Source organism: Actinomadura logoneensis (assembly GCF_003428695.1).
Taxonomy (GTDB): domain Bacteria; phylum Actinomycetota; class Actinomycetes; order Streptosporangiales; family Streptosporangiaceae; genus Spirillospora; species Spirillospora logoneensis.
In genome coordinates this window covers 1-4424 of record NZ_QURH01000075.1, presented here as the reverse complement: position 1 = coordinate 4424, position 4424 = coordinate 1, and the positions used below count along the sequence as shown (strand labels likewise).

The 4424-nt window shown below is 76.0% G+C and carries 5 protein-coding genes; 1 reads left to right on the top strand and 4 read right to left on the bottom strand.

The genetic code is table 11. The annotated features are described in order from the left end of the window. The coding region (locus DZF91_RS03660) for an AAA family ATPase (protein WP_147340979.1) at positions 1-953 on the bottom strand (953 nt) is incomplete at its 3' end. A gap of 504 nt (positions 954-1457) precedes the next feature. Between DZF91_RS03660 and DZF91_RS03655 the strand changes: the two genes are divergently transcribed. Next, the gene (locus DZF91_RS03655; protein WP_147340978.1) at positions 1458-2978 is read left to right on the top strand and encodes a hypothetical protein; all 1521 of its coding nucleotides are present in this window, start codon (positions 1458-1460) and stop codon (positions 2976-2978) included. Here the strand turns inward: DZF91_RS03655 and DZF91_RS03650 are convergent. The 3 genes from DZF91_RS03650 to DZF91_RS39390 form a co-directional block, all read right to left on the bottom strand. Further along, positions 2975-3205, bottom strand: coding sequence for a hypothetical protein (locus DZF91_RS03650; protein ID WP_147340977.1), 231 nt, complete (start codon positions 3203-3205; stop codon positions 2975-2977). The genes DZF91_RS03655 and DZF91_RS03650 overlap by 4 nt on opposite strands. A 124-nt stretch (positions 3206-3329) precedes the next feature. Then, a complete protein-coding gene (locus tag DZF91_RS03645; RefSeq protein WP_117356082.1) occupies positions 3330-3923 on the bottom strand; it encodes a class E sortase in 594 nt (197 codons plus the stop codon). Positions 3924-4094: 171 nt separating this feature from the next. Next, positions 4095-4424: hypothetical protein (locus DZF91_RS39390; protein WP_199486386.1), on the bottom strand; the 330-nt coding region annotated here is incomplete at its 5' end.

Sequence of the window (4424 nt, the reverse complement as noted above, 5' to 3'; positions counted from 1 at the left end):
CCCGCCGCGCGCAGCAGCCGCAGGGTCGGGCGGGCCGCCGCGCTCGCGGTCAGCAGCGTCCGGCGGGCCCCGGCGGACAGCGCGCCGAGCCGGTCCAGCATCAGGTCGCGCAGGCTGTCGGGGAGCGGCAGCGTGTCGTCCGCCGACTCGGGCGGTGACTCGGCCAGCGCGCGCCCGAGCTCCAGGGCGAAGAACGGGTTGCCGCCGCTGACCTCGTGGACGCGCGCCGCGACCGGACGCGGCCACCGGTCGCCGAGAAGCTGCGACACCTCGGCCACGGTCAGGCCGGGGACGTGCAGCGCGTGCACCGGCCCCGGGCAGAAGCTCGCATCGTACCGGCCGCGCGGATCCACCCGGACGGCCACCAGCGCGCGCAGCGGCAGCCCGGCCGCGCGGCGCGCCACGAACGCCAGCAGCTCGGCGCTCGGGCCGTCCAGCCACTGCGCGTCGTCGATCACCAGCAGCACCGGCGACCGCGCGCACAGCACCCGGAACAGGTCCAGGACGGCCAGCCGCAGCGGCAGCGGGCCGCGCTCGGGCGGCGGGTCGCCGCCGCGCAGCAGCGCCGACCGCAGCACGGCCCGCTGGTGCCCGGGCAGCAGGTCGAGCACGTCGTCGCCGGTCGTGGACAGCAGGTCGATCAGGCCGAGGAACGGCAGCTGGCTCTCGGACTCGGCGGGCGCGCAGCGCAGCACGGTGTGCCCGGCGTGCTCGCCGGCGAGCCGTTCGAGAAGGGTCGACTTGCCGATGCCGGGCGGACCGGTCAGGACGACGGTGCCGCCGCGCCGGTCCAGATGCTCTCGCGCCTCGGCGAGCAGGCCCGACATCCCGACGATGCCGGTGCCGCGCCGGGTCGGTCCGGGGACGGCCGGTTCCACGACCGCGAGCGCCTCGGTCGCCGCCCGTTCGGCGTCCTCGGCGTATCCCCCGGTCGGCCCTGCCGCACGTTCCATCTGGGCGGGTCCTCCGGTTGCTCATGGCCAGGCACGAGTTCCGCGCCGGAAACTACTCCTCCCGCCGACCATGGTCAACGGACGAGTCAGCCGTCGCCCGGTACCCGGCGGCCGGTGCCGATTCGATGCACATCGTGCCCCAACCGTAGTGGAACGATCTCATCGGGGTGGGGCAAACCGGACACACGGCCGCCGAGACCCGTCCCTCCGCCGCCGCCACGGTCCGAGGGTGCTCCGCGCCCGTCCGTCCACCCGTCCGCCCGGCCGGTTCCGGCCGCCGGTTCCGTCCGGGGTTCCGTCCGCCGGGCGCGGACCCGGCCGGTTCCGGCCGTCTCCCGCGTGGCCGTGCCCCGGCCGTCGCCCGCGTGGCCGGGCACGGTCGGCACCCGTGTGACCGGGCGCGGTCAGCATCCGTGTGACCGGGCCCGGTCAAAGCCGCTCCCCCGCACGTGTCGGCCCGTGTCCGCGCGCGTCCGGCCGGGTAGGGCACGTCGGGGGGAGATCGTGACAGTGGACGCGTCGGCGCGTCCCCTCGGAAGCGGGCGCGCGACGGAGGACCGGGGACCGTACGCCGCGGCACGGCGGCACGGCCCGTTCTGGCTGCTGCTCGGCGCGGCGGCGCTGCTGCGGCTGATCGCCATGGCCGGCTACCCGTCCCCCCTGTGGTTCGGGGACTCCGGCACCTACCTGCGGGGTGCGCTCGCCCCGGCCCTCTCGGTGCTGCGGCCGAGCGGCTACTCGCTCATGCTGTGGGCGCTGCGCCCGCTGCACGACCTCGGCGCGGTCGCCTTCGTCCAGCACCTCTTCGGCCTCACGATCGGGGTCCTGCTCTACGTCCTGGCCTACCGCGCCGCGCGCGCCGCGCTGCCGGAGCGGACCGTCCTGCCGGGCCTGGTCGGCTGCCTGGCCGCCGCGCCCGTGCTGCTGGACGCCTACCAGATCGAGCTCGAACACCTCGTGCTGTCGGACGCGCTGTTCGAACTGCTCGTCGTCGCGGCCGTCGCGGCGCTGCTGTGGCGGCCCGTCCCGTCGTGGCGGCTCGCGCTCGCCGCCGGACTGCTGCTCGGCGCTTCCGCCGTCACCCGGACGGTCGGGCTGCCGCTGGTCGCCGTCGTGCTGCTGTTCCTGCTCGTCCGGCGGGTGGACTGGCGCGCGACCGGTGCTCTGGTGGTCGCGTTCCTGCTGGTCGTCGGCTCGTACGCGACCTGGTACCGGGCCGAGCACGGGTACTGGGGCCTGACCGGCACCAACGGCCTCTTCCTCTTCGGACGCGTCGCCGCGTTCGCCGACTGCGAGGTCATCCGCCCGCCCGCCGACCAGCGGATCTTCTGCCGCGACTGGACGCACGACACCCCGGGCATGGACGCGGCGTTCGCCGCCATGTGGGGCCCGCACGCGCCGTTCCGGACCTTCCCCGGCGGCTCGTCCGACCGCAGGGGGAACGCGCTGGCCTCCGACTTCGCCAAGCGGGCCGTCCTCGCCCAGCCCCTCGACTACCTCCGGACGGTCCTGCGGGACAGCACGCGCGGCTTCGCCCTGCGGCGCACCGCCCGTCCGTCTCCCGGAACCGTCGCCGAGTACCGGTTCCGGGAGAAGTACAAGCGGCCCCCCGACGCGGTGCGGCCGTCCCGGCTGTACGGGGGCGCGACCGCCCGGCCCCGCGTCGTCGAGCCGTACGCGGGATGGATCCGCGCCTACCAGCGCGTCGCGTACGTCCCCGGGCCGCTGCTCGCCGCGCTCGCGCTCGTCGGCCTGGCCGGGCTCCTCCGGCGGCGCGGGAGGGGCCCGGCGCTGCTGCCGTTCCTGCTCGGCATCGCGCTGATCGTCGTGCCGTCGGCGACCGCCGACTTCGACTACCGCTACCTGCTCCCGGCCGTCCCGATGCTCTCCCTCGCCGCCGTCCTCTCCTGGACCGGCGGACGCGACGGCGAGGGCGGCGACGGGGACGAGGGGAGCGCGGAGCCCGTCGGCGTGGAAAGGCCGCCGGGCGACGAGCTGCCCGGCGGCCAGGTGGCGCCCGGTTAGGGCAGGAAGCGGAAGCTCCACCCCCACAGCGGCGCGCCCTGGCTCCCGGAGTGGGGCTCCATGAAGAGGTAATGGCCCTTGCAGTGCCGCGACCAGAACACCTTCACGGTGGTGCCGGTGTGGTTCACGAAGCGGGTGCCCATCTTGGGCAGCGAGTGGCAGGGGCCGTCCGGCGCGTTGTGGACGCGGTACTCCCGCTTGCCGACGTGGTAACTGAAGTCCCCCACCGAAGCCGAGGCAGCCCCGGACACGACCAGGGCAGAGCCGACCACCAAGGGGGCGGCGACCAGGGAGGCCGCCAACGCGCCCCTGACAGCGGCCCCGACAAAGCTCACTGAACGCATGAGGCCCCTACCTCCCCTGACGGACGAGACGGCCGAACACCATGAACCGGTGGCTGTCGAAGCCGCGCGGATAGCAGGTCACGAGCGTCACCCAGCTCCCCGACGCCCGGCGGCCGGGCCGCATGGGGACGGGAGCGAGCGCCCGGGTGTCGGTCGGCAGGACGATCTTCTTGCCGGTGACCCGGTAGGTGTACCGGCGGGACCCCGCGACCAGCACGATCCTGTCGCCCACCGCCATCCGCTCCAGCTCGGCGAACGGCTTCGCCCCGGTCGTGCGGTGCCCCAGGTAGACGGCGTTGCCGACTTCCCCGGGCCGGGCCGTGCCGGGATAGTGCCCGACGCCCCGGTGGAGGTCGGCGTCCGAGACGCCCTCCCGCACCCGGGTGTCGATCCCCAGTTTCGGAACGATCAGCTCCACCGGCCGTCCACCGTGGCGCGCCGGACCGATGGCGCGCGCCGGACCGATGGCACGCGCCAGACCGAGGGCACGCGCCGGCGGCCCCGGACGGCCGGACGTCCGCGCGGCGTGGACGGGCCCGGCGAGACCGGCCCAGCCGACCAGGCCGGCCGCCACGCCGGCGAGAAGATGTCTGAGCTGCACGCACTCCTCCTAGCGGATGCTTTTTCCGGACCGCCGCCCGGCCGAAGGCGACAGCGCACCGCCGCGCCGGGCCGCGAGGAGATCGGAGCCCGGCCGGGCGGTGCGCTGTCAGGGGGCGGGACGGGACCGGGCGCCGCGTCGGGGACTCCCGCGACCCGACGCCCGGCCCGCTCACCCACCCGAGAGGAACGGGATCTTCTTGCCGGCGACGGCGAGCGGCAGGCCCTCGATCGGCAGCCGCGGCGGCACCTGCGGGTCGTTCGGCCCGGCGTCGGAGCCCGGCACCGGGATGCCGGCGGACCGGATCAGCTTGCGCACGGACTTGGCGATCGGGGACATCTGGTTGGCGCTCCCGGCCGAGCCGCCGGGCGTCTCCCCGCCGGTGCGGGCGAGCCGCATCGCCGGCGCGGTGGCGTTCCCGGTGCCCGGGCGGCCGTCGCGGTGCTCGCCGACCCTGGGGAGCGGCTGTGCGGCACGCGGCGCCGCGTGGACGGCCGCGCC